The sequence below is a fragment of the Streptomyces sp. NPDC002825 genome (assembly GCF_040295385.1).
GTDB lineage: Bacteria > Actinomycetota > Actinomycetes > Streptomycetales > Streptomycetaceae > Streptomyces.
The window spans coordinates 202,079-215,793 of the sequence record NZ_JBEOVH010000005.1; the positions used below are offsets into that span (position 1 = coordinate 202,079).

11 protein-coding genes are annotated in these 13,715 nt (G+C 73.5%); 9 read left to right on the plus strand and 2 right to left on the minus strand.

Going from position 1 to position 13,715, the window contains the following annotated elements; translation table 11 throughout:
* Window positions 1–283 precede the first annotated feature (283 nt).
* From ABT041_RS09425 to ABT041_RS09435, 3 genes are read left to right on the plus strand one after another with little or no spacing between them, the layout of a single operon-like run.
* The gene (locus ABT041_RS09425; protein WP_351181589.1) at window positions 284–1,420 is read left to right on the plus strand and encodes a hypothetical protein; all 1,137 of its coding nucleotides are present in this window, start codon (window positions 284–286) and stop codon (window positions 1,418–1,420) included.
* A 40-nt stretch (window positions 1,421–1,460) separates the two neighbouring features.
* Window positions 1,461–2,009, plus strand: coding sequence for a nitrobindin family protein (locus ABT041_RS09430; protein ID WP_351181592.1), 549 nt, complete (start codon window positions 1,461–1,463; stop codon window positions 2,007–2,009).
* A gap of 33 nt (window positions 2,010–2,042) precedes the next feature.
* Window positions 2,043–4,055 carry a prolyl oligopeptidase family serine peptidase gene (locus ABT041_RS09435; protein WP_351181595.1) on the plus strand — a complete coding sequence of 671 codons (2,013 nt, stop codon included), beginning with the start codon at window positions 2,043–2,045 and terminating at the stop codon, window positions 4,053–4,055.
* Window positions 4,056–4,176: 121 nt separating this feature from the next.
* Here ABT041_RS09435 and ABT041_RS09440 read toward each other — a convergent pair whose 3' ends face one another.
* Entirely contained in the window at window positions 4,177–5,175 is a 999-nt protein-coding gene (locus ABT041_RS09440; protein ID WP_351181598.1) for a LuxR family transcriptional regulator, read from the minus strand.
* A gap of 160 nt (window positions 5,176–5,335) precedes the next feature.
* On the opposite strand from ABT041_RS09440, the gene ABT041_RS09445 reads away from it, so the two are divergent.
* Together ABT041_RS09445 and ABT041_RS09450 are read left to right on the plus strand one after the other, a co-directional pair.
* Window positions 5,336–6,748 carry an aminopeptidase P family protein gene (locus ABT041_RS09445; protein WP_351181601.1) on the plus strand — a complete coding sequence of 471 codons (1,413 nt, stop codon included), beginning with the start codon at window positions 5,336–5,338 and terminating at the stop codon, window positions 6,746–6,748.
* A gap of 109 nt (window positions 6,749–6,857) precedes the next feature.
* Window positions 6,858–8,129 (plus strand): sialidase family protein, encoded by a 1,272-nt coding sequence (locus ABT041_RS09450; protein WP_351181604.1) that lies wholly within the window; start codon window positions 6,858–6,860, stop codon window positions 8,127–8,129.
* 10 nt (window positions 8,130–8,139) lie between these two features.
* Here ABT041_RS09450 and ABT041_RS09455 read toward each other — a convergent pair whose 3' ends face one another.
* On the minus strand, window positions 8,140–9,267 hold the full coding sequence (locus ABT041_RS09455; RefSeq protein WP_351181607.1) for a Vgb family protein: 1,128 nt from the start codon (window positions 9,265–9,267) through the stop codon (window positions 8,140–8,142).
* A gap of 328 nt (window positions 9,268–9,595) precedes the next feature.
* On the opposite strand from ABT041_RS09455, the gene ABT041_RS09460 reads away from it, so the two are divergent.
* From ABT041_RS09460 to ABT041_RS09475, 4 genes are all read left to right on the plus strand, one after another.
* Window positions 9,596–10,123 carry a DUF1062 domain-containing protein gene (locus ABT041_RS09460; protein WP_351181609.1) on the plus strand — a complete coding sequence of 176 codons (528 nt, stop codon included), beginning with the start codon at window positions 9,596–9,598 and terminating at the stop codon, window positions 10,121–10,123.
* A 129-nt stretch (window positions 10,124–10,252) separates the two neighbouring features.
* A complete protein-coding gene (locus ABT041_RS09465) occupies window positions 10,253–10,903 on the plus strand; it encodes a choice-of-anchor M domain-containing protein (RefSeq protein WP_351181612.1) in 651 nt (216 codons plus the stop codon).
* A 110-nt stretch (window positions 10,904–11,013) separates the two neighbouring features.
* On the plus strand, window positions 11,014–12,171 hold the full coding sequence (locus ABT041_RS09470; RefSeq protein WP_351181615.1) for a choice-of-anchor M domain-containing protein: 1,158 nt from the start codon (window positions 11,014–11,016) through the stop codon (window positions 12,169–12,171).
* Window positions 12,168–13,694 carry an anchored repeat ABC transporter, substrate-binding protein gene (locus tag ABT041_RS09475; RefSeq protein ID WP_351181618.1) on the plus strand — a complete coding sequence of 509 codons (1,527 nt, stop codon included), beginning with the start codon at window positions 12,168–12,170 and terminating at the stop codon, window positions 13,692–13,694. Before ABT041_RS09470 ends, ABT041_RS09475 begins: the two co-directional genes overlap by 4 nt.
* Window positions 13,695–13,715 lie beyond the last annotated feature (21 nt).

Genomic DNA, 13,715 nt, shown 5'->3' on the forward strand with positions numbered 1-13,715 from the left:
GCCACCCGCAGCAGGTCGATGTGACCGCGCGTGGTGAGCAGGGCTGTACGCAACATGGCGCGAACGTAGCGGCCGACACGCGCCGGGTCAACGGTGTCTCGGACGCTGGACGCGCGGGCCCGCAGGCGAACCGATGTGTGACCGTGCCCCGTGCGTCCGACCGCGTCTCGGACCCTGGATGCGCGGACCCCGCCCGTCGAACCGACGTCTGGCCGTGCCCCGCGCGTGATCACCGCGCTCTACGCTCCAGCTGACCGGAAGCGTTCACGACGGGGGACAGGACATGACATACCGGCGCGCGGCGATACCCGCACTGATCGGCGGGCTGCTGCTGACCGCACTCCTGTGGTGGGCCGGGGCCACCGCGGACGCCCTGCACCTCCCCGGCAGCGGCGAGCGCCTCGGCGCCGACGCGGTCGCCGAACTCCAGAGCTGGCTGGCCCCGTGGGCGTACGACCCGCCGGCCTTCCTCGACGCCGGCGCGATGGCGTCGGGCTACGTCGGGGACACCATGGGCGACGACAACCGCTCCTTCTACAACGGCCTTTACACGACCGGGGTCCAGATCCGGTACGGAGCCGTGTTCGCCCTCTTCGTGCTCGGCGCGCTCCTCCTGATCCGCAGGCTGCCCCCGGTGCGCGGGCGGACCACCGCCGCGTTCCTCGCGCTGTGGGCCTGGGGCGCGGTGGCCGGAACCCTGGCGCTCGCCGTGTCCGCCCCGTGGCTCATCGCCTCTACCGGACACGGCAGTTACCGCTTCCTGCCCCAGCTGGCGAGCGTGATCGCCGCCGGACGCCAACTCCCCGTCGCCGTCGGACTCGTCGCGGCGGGAGCCGCCGTCCTCGTCGCACGGATCGCCGTCAAGGGCGCCGGCCCGCTGCCCCGCACGGACGTCCCGGCCCGCGCCGCGCGCCTGGCCGCCACGGCGGGGACGGCCGTGATCGCGCTGTCCGTCGTGGTCCTCTCGTACCACTCGGTCGCCGCCGCCCTCCAGGAGCTCACCCCGGGCGGCGGACTCCTCTCCGAGCCGGGGGACCTGCTGCGCCAGTGGCTGCTGCTCGGCGCGTGGTCGGGCCCGGAGGGCGTCCCGCTGGGCGAGTGGCTCCTCTACCGCGCCTCCGACGTCGCGCTCCTCGTCGTCTTCTGGTGGGCCCTGCGCGCCCTCCCCGGGCTGCTCACCCGGGTCACCCTCCCCGCCATGGCGGTCGGCGCGGTCTGCGCCACCGTCCTCGCCCTCCTCGCGAGCCAGCTCGTGCGGATCGCCGTCGTCCAGGCGGGCCCGCAGCAGAGCCTCCTCCACTTCTCCGCCGTCATCGGCAACGGCATCCCGGCGGCCCTCACCTGCGGCCTCGCGGCCGGCGTCGTCGCCACCACGGTCCTCGGGCTCGCGCTGCGGGGCGCGCCGGACACCGCGGCCTAAGCTGCCGTACGGCACAGGTCCCGACCCAGGAGCGCACCCCATGAACGACCGCGACCGGCAGCACCCCTACCCCGACGCGTTCGGGCCGGACGAGGCGCCCGCGCCGCACGCGCTGCTCGCTCCGGTGACCTGGCTGCTCGGGACCTGGGCCGGTCGCGGGCGCGGTGGCTATCCCTCGCTCGCCGAGGAGTTCGCGTACGAGCAGGAGGTCACCTTCAGCCATGACGGGCGCCCCTTCCTGCACTACGAGGCGCGGGCCTGGCTCATCGACGAGGCCGGCGCCCCGCTGCGGCCCTCGGCCCGGGAGAGCGGCTGGTGGCGGCTGCAGCCCGAGGGCCGGGTCGAAGCGCTGATCACCCAGCCGACGGGCATCGCGGAGATCGCCGTCGGCCACGCGGACGGCACCACCGTGGACCTCACGACCCACGAGGTCGCCCTCGCCCCGACCGCCAAGCAGGTCGACGCCACGCGCCGCCGCTACACGCTCACCGGCGGGGACACCCTCGACTTCGTCCACGACCTCGCCGCGGTCGGCCGGCCGCTCCAGCACCACCTCGCCGTACGGCTGCGGCGCGAGAGCCGGGGCTGAGGCGGGACCTTTCGGCTCCTGCACAATACGGGGGTGAGCGATGACGACCCGTACCTGTGGCTGGAAGACATCTCCGGCGAGGCCGCCCTCGCGTGGGTGGCCGAGCGGAACGCCGAGACGGCGGACGTGCTGGCCGCCGACGCCGGGTTCGCCCCGCTGAAGGCGCGCGTGAGGGAGGTCCTCGACGCCTCGGACCGGATCCCGTACACCACGCGGCGCGGCGCGTACCTCTACAACTTCTGGCGCGACGCCGACCACGTGCGCGGGGTGTGGCGGCGCACGACCCTGGAGCAGTACCGCAAGGACGCGCCCGATTGGGAGGTCCTCCTCGACGTCGACGCGCTGGCCGCCGCCGAGGACGAGAAGTGGGTGTGGGACGGGGCGACGGTGCGTCGTCCCGCCTACGACCGGGCCCTGGTGCGGCTGTCCCGGGACGGCGGCGACGCCGTCGTGGTCCGCGAATTCGACCTCGCCAGGCGGGAGTTCGTCGACGGCGGCTTCGAGGTGCCGGAGGCGAAGACGCGGATCGGCTGGGTCGACGCCGACACCGTCTTCCTCGGCACGGACACCGGTCCGGGCTCGCTGACCGACTCCGGCTACCCGCGCACCGTCCGCCGCTGGCGGCGCGGCACGCCGATCGAGCGGTCCGAGCTCGTGTACGAGGCGGAGGACGGCGACGTGTCGGCCTGGGGCTACCGCGACGACACGCCCGGCTTCGAGCGGGACTTCGTCGGCCGCTCGCTGGACTTCTTCCGCAGCGAGACGTACCTCCTGGAGCCCGACGGCACGACCGTACGCATCGAGGTCCCCGACGACGCGCTCGTCCACGTCCACCGCCGGCACCTGCTCGTCACCCTGAAGTCCGCGTGGCTGGGGCAGCCCACCGGCTCCCTCCTCGCGTTCGACTTCGACGCCTTCCTCGCGGGCGACCGCACCCCCGAGGTGCTGTTCACCCCCGACGCGCGCACGGCCCTCGCCGGCCACTCCTGGACCCGGCACCATCTGATCCTGGAGACGATGCGGGACGTCAGCACCCACATCGAGGTCCTCACCCCGGGCGCCGACGGCGCGGGCTGGACGCGCACCCCGCTCGTCGGCGTCCCGGCGCTCTCCGCCGTCGGGGTCGTGGACACGGACCCGGACGTCTCCGACGAGTACTTCCTCGACGTGTCCGGCTTCCTCCAGCCGTCCAGCCTCCACCGCGGGCACATCGGCGGCGACACGGAAGTCCTCAAGCAGGCCCCGGACCGCTTCGACACCGCCGGACTCACGGTCGAGCAGTACTTCGCGACCTCGCCCGACGGCACCCGCGTGCCGTACTTCGTCATCGGCCCCGACCACGCCGTCACCGGCCCGGGACCCACCCTGCTCTACGGCTACGGCGGCTTCGAGGTCTCCCTCACCCCCTACTACGGCGCCGTCACCGGCCGCGCCTGGCTGGAGGGAGGCGGCACGTACGTCATCGCGAACATCCGCGGCGGCGGCGAGTACGGACCGGACTGGCACCAGGCCGCCCTGCGCGCGGACCGGCCGCGGGCCTTCGAGGACTTCGCGGCCGTCGCCCGGGACCTCGTCGCCCGGGGCATCACCACCCCCGACCGGCTCGGCGCCTCCGGCGGCAGCAACGGCGGCCTGCTCATGGGCGCGATGCTCACCCGGTACCCGGAGCTGTTCGGCGCCATCGTCGCGCAGGTCCCGCTGCTCGACATGACCCGCTTCCACAAGCTCCTCGCGGGCGCGTCCTGGATCGCCGAGTACGGCGACCCGGACGACGAGACGGACCTCGCCCACCTGCGGGAACTCTCCCCGTACCACCGCCTCGCGGGCGACCGGACCTACCCGCCGGTGCTTCTGATGACCTCCACCCGCGACGACCGCGTCCACCCCGGCCACGCCCGCAAGACGGCGGCCCGGCTGCGCGAGCTCGGCCACCCCGTCCTGTTCCACGAGAACACCGGCGGCGGCCACGCGGGCGCCGGGGACAACGAACAGGCCGCCCACAACAGCGCCCTCGTCCACACCTTCCTCCGGCGGCACCTGACCTGATGCGCCTGATCTGACGCGCCCGACCTGATGCGCCTGACCTGACGCCGCCTGACCTGGCCGACTGCTCCCGCAGCCGGCCCTGACCGGTCCTGCGGACAGCCCTGCCCCCGGTCCTTCGGTCCTACAGCCAGCCCTGGCGCTGCGCCTGCAGCGCCATCTGGAAGCGGCTCGTGGCGCCGAGCCGGGCCATCAGGACCTGGATGCGGCGGAAGAGCGTACGGCGGCTGACCCCGATCTCCCGGGCGATGACGTCGTCGCTCGCGCCGCCCGCGAGCAGCCACAGGAGCCGCCGGTCGGCGGGCAGCAGTCCGGCGGGCAGCACGCCCGCCGGACGGGCCCTGCCGCCGTGGAACGGCAGGGCGCTCTGCCAGGTCTGCTCGAACAGGGCGACGAGCGCGGAGAGCAGCCCGCACGGCTGCACGACCAGCATCGTGTTGTGCACGTCCGCCTCCCTGATCGACAGGGACACCAGCGCGTACGCCTCGTCGATGATCATGAGCTTGACCGGGACCGACGGCAGCACCCGGGCCTGCTCACCCGCCTCGATGCACGGCTCGATGACCGTCCGCATCTTGTCCGGGTACTCCAGGGACGCCTGGGAGTAGATGACCCGCTGCGTCACCCCACGGGCCAGCGTCGCGAGCGCGTCGTCGGTGGAGCCCGGAATGGGCGTGTACGGCGGGGAGTCGAACTGCCGGATCTGCTCCCGGGCACTGGCCCAGGCCTGCCGGCTCCGCGGGCCGATGGCATCGCCGGTGACGACCTCCACGAGATCGTCGTTGTACGCGGCGAGCCGCTGCCGCCGGAACGACTCGAAGGCGCCCCCGACCGTGATCCTCGACTCGTCGAGCTCGGCCGCCCGGTGCCGGCCCAGGATCTCCAGGCCCGCGGCCGGAGGCACCGGCGCCACCAGGTCGGGGCCCTGCGCCGCCGGGCTCGCCAGGCCCGCGTCGACCAGCTCCCCGTACGCCGCCGAGAGCTCCGGGCCGTCGAGACCGGCCGCGGCGCCGATCGCGCTCAGTGGCGCGGGACCGAGCTCCAGGAGCCGGATGTAGACCCGCCGGGCCTCGCCGCCGATCCCCAGGAGCCGCAGCGCCTCACCGAGCTTCTCGTTCGCCATGGACCGCATTATCGACCCGCCCCGGAGGCCCCCGCCGCCCGGGGTGTGGCCGATTCGTGCCACTGGCCGATCCGGGCACCCGGCGGGCCCGCGGCGCAGTACCGTCCGGGTGCCGCCGACGCACGGCGGCCGAGAACCTATCCGGAAGAAGGTGCAGGACGTGGCGAAGGGTCGCAAGAACGGCCTCTACAACGGCGTCTCCGAGGAGCTCTCCGCTCTGATGAGGACGGGGTGGGCGGACACCGAGCGGCACGACCTCGAACCGGCCGAGCAGGCCCCGTACGCGGCCGCGCGCCGCGCCGCGCTCTCCGCGCGCTTCCCCGGCGAGCGCCTGATCGTCCCCTCCGGCAATCTCAAGTACCGCTCCAACGACGACAACTACCCCTTCCGCCCGTACTCCGGCTATGTGCACATGACCGGCGACCAGGCCCGTGACGGCGCGCTCGTCCTCGAACCGCGTGCCGACGGCGGCCACGACGCCTACTGCTACCAGCTGCCCCGCGACAGCCGCGACAACGACGAGTTCTGGATCGGTTACACCGCCGAGCTGTGGATGGGCCGCCGCCGCTCCCTCGCCGAGGCCGAGACCGTCCTCGGACTGCCCTGCCGTGACGTCCGCACCATCACCGAGGACCTCGCCGCCGGCTCCGGCCTGCCGACCCGCATCGTCCGTGGCATCGACCCGGCCCTCGAAGCCGCCGTCACCACCGACGAGGAGCGCGACGCCGAACTGGAGGGCGTGCTCAGCGACCTCCGCCTCGTCAAGGACGCGTGGGAGCTCGGCGAGATGCGCAAGGCGGTGGACTCCACCGTCCGCGGCTTCACCGACTGCGTCGCCGAACTCTCCCGGGCGGTCGCCTCCTCCGAGCGGTGGATCGAGGGCACCTTCTTCCGCCGGGCCCGCCTGGAGGGCAACCACGTCGGCTACGGCTCGATCTGCGCGGCCGGCGACCACGCCACGATCATGCACTGGACGCAGAACGACGGCCCGGTCCGCCCCGGCGAGCTGCTCCTCCTCGACGCCGGCGTGGAGACGCACTCCCTCTACACCGCCGACGTCACCCGCACCCTCCCCATCAGCGGCACCTTCACCCCCGTCCAGCGCCAGGTGTACGACGCGGTGTACGAGGCCCAGGAGGCCGGCATGGCCGCGGTGAAGCCGGGCGCCCCGTACCGCGACTTCCACGAGGCCTCCCAGCGTCACCTGGCGGCGCGCCTCGTCGAGTGGGGCTTCATCGAGGGCCCCGTCGACCGTGCCTACGAGCTCGGGCTCCAGCGCCGCTTCACCATGGCCGGCACGGGCCACATGCTCGGCCTCGACGTCCACGACTGCGCCCAGGCCCGCACGGAGGAGTACGTCGACGGCGTCCTCGAACCGGGCATGGTGCTCACGGTCGAGCCCGGCCTGTACTTCCAGCCGGACGACCTGACCGTGCCCGAGGAGTGGCGCGGCATCGGCGTCCGCATCGAGGACGACCTCGTCGTCACCGAGGAGGGCCACGAGAACCTGTCGGCCGGTCTGCCGCGTTCCTCGGCCGAGGTCGAGGCGTGGATGGCCCGGTTCGCCGGCTGAGCATGAGGTGAGCCGCCCGGGGGGCCGTCCGCGCGATGTCGCGTGGCCGGCCCCTCGTGTTGTCCCGGAGTTCGGTCCGTCGCCGGTTCGGGCGGGGATCGTGGGGCGGATGGGGCGTGTGCGGGTGGGGATCTTCGGGCTGCTCGGCCTGGTGTGTGTGGCGCTGTACGTCGCGGGGTCGGGCGGTCTCCCGGGTTCGGGTGTGCCGGGAGTCGCCGGGCAGCCGGGCCCGACGGGAGCGCCGGCCGGATGCGCGGTGTCCGTCCCGTACGCCGCCGGTGTCGGCGGCTACGCGAGCTACCGCATTCCCGCCGCCGTGCGGACGCGTGCCGGTACCGTGCTCGCCTTCGCCGAGGGCCGGACCGAAGGGGCCGGGGACAGCGGCGACATCGACATCGTGGTGCGCCGGTCGGCCGACGGCGGCTGCACCTGGGGGCCGCCCGCGGTCGTGGCCGACGGGCACGGCGACACGCGCGGGAACCCGGCGCCGGTCGTCGATCCGCGCTCGGGCGACGTGGTGCTGCTCAGCTCCTACAACGGCGCGGAGGCGACGGAGCGGCGGATCCTGCGCGGTGAGGTCCCGGCTGCACGCGGCCGCCGGGTGTTCGTCCAGCGCAGCTCCGACGACGGGCGGACGTTCTCCGCCCCGCGCGAGATCACCGCCCAGGTGAAGAGGCCCGGATGGCGCTGGTACGCCACGGGCCCGGGCCACGCCCTCGCCCTGACCCGGGGCCCGCACGCGGGCCGGCTCGTCGTGCCGGCCGACCACTCGGCGGCCCCGCCGGAGGGCTCCGCGGACACCGGCGAGGAGCCCCGGTACTACGGGGCGCACGCGCTCCACAGCGACGACGGCGGCCGTTCCTGGCGCCTCGGCTTCGTGGACGACAGCTACGACGGGTTCGTCAACGCCAACGAGTCGACGGCGGCCCAACTGCCGGACGGACGTGTGTACTTCAGCTCCCGTGACCAGCTCGGCGCGAGCCCCGGCCACCGCGCGGACGCCTCCTCCGGCGACGGCGGCGCGAGCCTCGACCGCCCCCTCGCGCCCCAGCACACCCTGGACCGCGTGCCCGTGGTGCAGGGCGGCCTCCTGTACGTGGGCGGCCCCGACGGCCTCCTGCTGTTCTCGGCTCCGTCGGTGCCGGACGCCCGCGCGGAGCCGGCCGTCTGGACCAGCGGGGACGGCGGCCGGACCTTCACGAAGGCACTGACGGTGTCCCGGCGGAAGGCCGCCTACTCGGACCTGGTGCCGCTTGACCCGGCGACGGTGGGCCTCCTCCAGGAGACCGGGACGAGGAGTCCGTACGAGACCGTGGAGTTCCGCCGGATCCCACTGACGGCACTCACCGGCACCGGCACCGGCGTCGTCTCGCGGGGATAGCGTCCAGGGTTCAGCGGCAGAACGGGGCTGCGCCGACGGGGCTCCCCGGGCCGCAGAGCGTCAGCCGGCGGCTGCGCTCGGGGCGCGGCCCCGCAGCCGGCCGCAACGAGGCGGTGGCCTGTGAGACGGCGGTCCGTGTGCCGGGCCCCCGGCCGGGGACGGCCTGCACGCGGCCGATGGCGTTGCCGATGAGCTCGGTGAACCAGACGCCACGGTCGGGCCCGGTCGCGATGTTGTAGGGCACCGTGTCCGCGCCGTTCGGCACCGGGAACTCGGTGACCTTCCCGGCCGGGGTGATCCGCCCGATCGCGCCGGCCTGTTCGGCGAACCACATGTTCCCGTCGGGACCGCGGGTGATGCCGTCCGCACCGGGGCTGGAGGTCGGCAGCGGGAAGAAGGTGAGCTCGCCCGACAGGCTGATCCGCCCGATGTCGCTCCCGCCGAGCTCGGTGAACCACATCCCGCCGGGTCCGGCCGCGATGTCGGACGGGAACTCGTAGCCCGTGGGCAGCGGGAACTCGGTGACGGTGCCGTACCTGTCGACCCGGCCGATCTTGCCGGCGGCGAGTTCCGTGAACCACATCGAGCCGTCCGGAGCGGCGGCGATGTGGTACGGGTTACTGTCCGGCGTGGGGATGGCGTACTCGGTCACGCCGCCGCCCGGCCGCATCCGGCCGATCCGGTTCGTGGCGCCCGCCTCGGTGAACCACAGTGCGCGGTCGGTGCCGAGCGCGATCCCCGTGGGTGCACTGCCTGCGGCCAGGGCGACCTCGGAGACCTGGCCCGCCGTGGTGATGCGGCCGATCTCGTCGGCGTTGGGCTCGGTGAACCACAGTGCCCCGTCCGGGCCCCGGGTGATGTCGAAGGTGAAGCTCTGGTCGCCGGGCACGGGGTAGTCGGTCACGGTGCCGTCGGTCGTGATCCGCCCGATCCTGCCGTCCCCGGCGTACCACAGGGCGCGGTCGGGCCCCGCCGTGATCCCGGCGGGGTAGCTGTCGGGGGTGGTCGTGATCGGGTACTCCGTCAGGTCCCCCACGTCGGCCTGGGCGGGAGCGGCGACGGCGGTGACCGCGAGGAGTCCGCCGAGGGAGGCGGTGAGCAGCCTGTGGAGTCGTCGGGTGGTAGGGGTGCGGCGCATGAACCACTCTTCTCGGGTGACGGAGCCGGGACATGTGACGGAATATCAGTTGCCGTTCCCCCTTGCCCCTGACCGCGCCCCCGGGCCGCCACGGAACCGCCCGACTGCCGTATCCGGCCCGCAGCGCGGAAAATCGGTGGAGCGGAGCCGTCAGGCGCGCCTACCGTGTTGCTGAACCCGTCGTCTGGGCAAGGGCGTGCCGTTGTACACCGTGTGAGAACCCCCGAGCGCTGATCTGTCGCGCGTCGCGCCTCCGCGCCGCGCTGCTTCTTGCTGCGGACTTTCTCACTGAAACCGGTGTACTCCTGTGCTCACCACCTGGTTTGTCATGCCCACCCGTCTTCCGCTCGTCCTCCGCCGTTGCCACGCGTGTGCGTCCGAACGCTTCCGGCCGAACGGCAAGTTCCGTGTCAACGCCCATCACAAGCTCCTCGACGCCTGGCTGCTCGTGCTCTGCGCCTCCTGCGGGGACACCGCGAAGCTGACGCTCCTGGAGCGGATGAACGTGCGCTCCGTACGGCCCGAGCTGCTCGACCGCCTGCACGCCAACGACATGTCGCTGGCCGCCGAGTTGCTCCAGGATCCGGCCGTTCAGCGGCGCAACCGCATCGCCCTCGACTGGGACGGCGCCTGGCGTCTCGACACCGGCGGAGCGGACCACCCGGACGGCGACGTGCTCGACGTCTCGGTCCGCTTCGCGGCCCGGATCCCCGTCCGGCCGACGCGGCTGATCGCCGAGGGCTGCGGCCTCGCGCGGGCCGAGGTCGAGCGGCTGATCGCGGAGGGGAGTCTCGTCTCGGCAATCAGGCTGGGCGGCAGGCTCTCCGGCGACTTCACCTTCACGCTCAAGCGCTGATCCGTTCCCGGGGCGGGTCCTCCCCTGTGGAAGCCCCGCCCCGAGACCTCGCTTGTCAGCTCTTAATGAAAACGATTATCGTCTCCCTTGTTCGCGCACACTCAACCATTTGCCCAAGGGGGGCTTCTTTTGCGTGCCTTCACGCGTTCTCTCACCCTCGCCGGAACCGTCGCCGCCACCCTCGCCGTCGGTGGACTCACCGCCGCCCACGCCGCCGGGACCACCCTCTCCACGGGGCACGTCGACGTCCTCGACGTCGAGTACGACGGCACCGGCCTCGCCCTGCACGTCCACGACGAGTCCGTGACCCCCGACGTCGAGTACGCCCCGGCCGACGTCGTCCTCCGCGCCCTGCCGGCCGCCGCCTACACCGTGCCCACCGGCACCTGCTACAGCCACCTCGGCGCGGCGGGAACCACCGTCTACAGGCTGCCGCAGACGCAGAACGCCGACCTGCTCTGGCCCGGCATATCCGGCGAGCACCTCACCGCCGGCGTCTTCCAGAACGACAAGGTGCAGGTCAAGCTGGTCTCCCTGAGCGGCCCCGGCAAGCTCACCGTCTACAAGAACGGCCTCTGCCCCCGGAGCAACCGCTCCTACGACAGCGGGGACGCCACCCTGGCCAACACCCGGGACATCGCCGCCGGCGAGCACGACCACGCCAACTGGGTCTTCACCAAGGCCGGTTCGTACACCGCGACCTTCTCCGTCAGCGGCACCCTGACGAACGGCACCCCCGTCGGCCCGAGCTCCGCCACGTACACCTTCCAGGTCGGCTGACGCCCGCCCGTCCATGAGCCCCGCGCCGGGGGCGGGGCAACCCGCCGTTCGAACCGCCCCCGGCGCGGCCCCGGCCTCCCCTGTCGCCCCCTCGAAGGAGCCGCCCCGCCATGCGGGCCCGCAACGCACCCTCCACCCCCTCCGCCGTCGCGCTCACCGTCGCCCTCGCCGCCGCTCTCGCCGTGTCGCCCGCCGCACCGCCCGCTCACGGGGCGGAAGCGCCCCCGCGCGAAGCCCCGGCAGGCGAGCGCGTCGTCCTCGACGGCGGCCACCTCGACCTCGCCGCCCGGCTCACCGACGGCCGTCTGGAGTTCCGCGTCAAGGACGGGACGGTCCCCGGTGCCACCGTCTGGCGCGAACCCTCCGACGTCCTCCTCCACTTCGACCCGCGCCACGAGATCGTGATCCCGCCGCGCGAGGAGGTCCCGCAGCTGGAGGGCTTCGGCGCGCCCGGCGCGAGCCTCTGGGTCGACAAGGACTTCGCGTCGACGGAAGGCCTCCTCTGGCCCGGCTGGAACACCCTCGGCATCCTGCCCGCCGACGTGACGGGCGGCATCGCGGTCACCTTCCCCGCGATCGACGGGCCCGGCCGGTTCGTCCTCGGCCAGTGGGAGGACGATCCCGAACTCGGTCTGCGCATCGGCGTCGACGTCGACAGCGCGAAGGCCGAACCGGGCGCCGTCACTCTGCCGGCGTTCAGCCACGCCCACCCGCTCTGGATCTTCGACACGGAGGGCGTCTACCGGATCACCCTGGAGATGAGCGCCACCCTGCCCTCCGGGACGCGGGTCTCCGACCGCGAGACCCTCGCCGTCGCCGTGGGCGACGTGGACCCGTCGACGATCGAGCCGGGGGCGGGGGAGGGCACGCCCACGCCTACGGCCACGCCGACGCCCACTGCGACGCCCACTCCTCCGCCTACGCCTACGTCCGCTCCGACCTCGTCGCCCTCCGGTACCTCTTCGCCGTCCGGTTCGCCGACGCCGACCGGTACGCAGGCCCCCAGCCCTCCGTCGACCGGTGCGGCCGGCCCGACGCCGGACCCGGCCGCCACGTCGTCCCCTGCTCCGTCCCCTCCCGTGGCGCCGACTCCCGCGTCCCCCTTCGAACCCCAGCCGGCTCCCGCCCGTGCCACCCCCACGGGCGACCATCAGCTGGCGGCCACCGGCACGGTCCCGCTCGCCCTGCCGGCGGCGCTCGCAGGGCTCGCCCTCGCGGCCGGAGCCGTGACGGTCGTCCTCGTACGCAGGAAGCGGGTGGCCCGGTGAACCCGTCCCGTACCGCCGCCTTCGCGCTCGGTTCCGTGCTGCTGGTGTCCGGCTGCGCCGGCGGGCCCGGCGGCCGGTCCGCCGGCAAGGCCGAACTGACCGTCTCCACGACCACCGCGATCGTCGCCGACCTCGTCCGCAACGTCGGCGGCGAACGCGTCGACGTCGCCTCCGTCGTGCCGCACCACGGCGACCCCCACTCCTACGAACCCAGCCCCGGCGACGCCGCCCGCGTCGCCCGCTCGGACCTGGTCTTCAGCAACGGGCTCCTCCTCGAAGAGCCAGGGATCACGAAGATGATCCACACCAACGCACCGAAGGCCACCCCCAAGGTGCCCCTCGGCGAAGGCCTCGAACAGTACGGCGGCTCCGTCATCCGGCTCACGGAGGACCTCGGACTCGACGTGCTCTGGCTGGGCTGGGCCGTCGAGGGCGAGGTGGCCGGCGACGGCTCCCACGTCCGGACGACCGCCACCGCGCTCGAAGGCCCGGGCGACCTCCACGTCTATCTGACGGACACGCTCGGCACCCCGCAGGTCGTCGTCGACTCCACCGACGGCTTCGGCGCCGAGGACTCCTTCACCCTGCCGCCCGAGGCGCACACCCACGTCAACTGGGCCTTCAGTGAACCCGGTACGTACCGGCTGACCGTACGGGGACAGACCGAGACCCTCGACGGGAAGACCACCCCGATCGGCGGCGGAACCGTCACCTTCGTCGTCGGCGGCGCCCCGGCACCGGCCGGCAAGACCGTGCTCGACGGCGGGCACGCCGACATCGCGCTCGACACCGGGACCAGGTCGGTGCGGATCCGCTCCGACGACCCGGCGACCGGCCGGCGCGTGCACCGGTCCACGGACGCGGTCGTCCTCTCCGTACCGCAGCGGGCCAGGGGGACCGTGCCCCGCGAGGACGCCTACCGCTTCCTCGGACGACCCGGAGCGGACCTGTGGGTGCTGCCGCAGGCGGTTCTCGGCCGCCATGTGCACGGCGACACCGACCCCCACACCTGGGAGGACGTCGCCAACGCCGAGGCGTACGTCCGCCGGATCGAGGGCGAGCTGACGAAGGCGGACCCGGAGGGCCGCGCCACCTACGAGCGGAACGCGGCCCGGTATCTGAAGCGGCTCGCCGGTCTTGACGACGAGGTCGCGAGAACCCTCGGCCAAGTCCCGCAGAAGAACCGCAAGTTGATCACCACGCACGACGCCTTCGGATACCTCGCGCACGCCTACCACCTGGAGATCGCCGGCTTCGTCGTCCCGGTCCCCAGCCGTGAGCCCAGCGCGGCCGAGATCGCGCGCCTCCGCGCCACGATCCGCGACCGCGAGGTCCCCGCCGTCTTCGTCGAACCGAATCTGGCGGCCCGCGCGGACGTCCTGCGCCGGGTGGCGGAGGACGAGGGCGTCGCCGTCTGCACGATCTACGGCGACTCCTTCGACGACAAGGTCCACGACTACGTCTCGATGATGCGCCACAACGCGAACGAACTGGCCCGCTGCCTGGGCCGGGAGGGGAGGTGAGCCCGATGCGGCTCGCACGGA